The organism is Teichococcus aestuarii, assembly GCF_042651065.1.
In the GTDB taxonomy this organism is placed as follows: domain Bacteria; phylum Pseudomonadota; class Alphaproteobacteria; order Acetobacterales; family Acetobacteraceae; genus Pseudoroseomonas; species Pseudoroseomonas aestuarii.
In genome coordinates, this window is record NZ_JBHSCH010000166.1 from 1 (window position 1) to 923 (window position 923).

Sequence of the window (923 nt, forward strand, 5' to 3'; positions counted from 1 at the left end):
TTCGCCATGGCCTTCAGGCCCCGGCTGATCTCGCTGACCGCCTCGTTGCGCGACTGGCGCGCCGCGGCGTCGCTGGCCTTGAGCAGGCCGAGATAGTCCACCACGATCAGCCCGAGGCCGCGCTGCCGCTGCATCCTGCGCGCCCGGCCGCGCAGATACGGTACGCTGGGGCTGCTGGCTTCCTCGAACTCGATTGGCAGCGCGGAGATAGCCTGCTGCGCCGCCACGATGCGGTCCACCTTGCCCTGGCGGAGCGGCACCAGCTGCTCTCCGGTATCTTCGTGCCCGCTCAGCACCTCCACCAGGTCCACCCCGGCATGGGCAGCGATCATCCTGGCCACCACGTCGGCCGCACTCATCTCTGCCGTGACGAACAGCACGCGCGAGCCCGCACCCGCGGCATTGTAGGCGATAGTCGCGGCGAGGGCCGTCTTGCCCATCGAGGGGCGCGCGCCGATCAGCACCAGCTGATGCGCCCGGAGGCCCTTGGTCATCCGGTTGACGCCGCGCAGGCCGGTATCGACGCCCAGCAAGCCGCCGCCCGACTTCATGGCCCGCTCCATGGCGTCCACGGCTTCCTGTGCCGCGTCCCGCGCCCGGATCAGCTGCGCCGTGGGATTGCCGCCCTCGGCCAGCACGCTCAGCACCGCCTCGGCGTCTTCGATCTGTTGCACCGGCTCCAGGCCCGGCTCGCAGCCATGGGCGCGGTTGACGATGCACTCCCCCAACTCCACCAGCTCACGGCGGAGCCAGCAGTGCTGGACCTCGCGGGCATAGCCCTCGGCGTTGACCACCCCCACCATCGCGCTCAGCAGCTGGGCGAAGTAGGCGACACCGCCCACCGACGTCAGCAGCTCCGACCCCTCGAAGTCGCCGCGCAGCGTCACGGCATCCGCGACCTGCCCGGCATCGATGCGCCGCTG

The 923-nt window shown here is 70.9% G+C and carries 1 protein-coding gene; it reads right to left on the reverse strand.

What is annotated here, in order from left to right; translation table 11 throughout:
• The coding region (locus tag ACFOY6_RS24180; protein ID WP_379652464.1) for a replicative DNA helicase at positions 1 to 923 on the reverse strand (923 nt) is incomplete at both ends.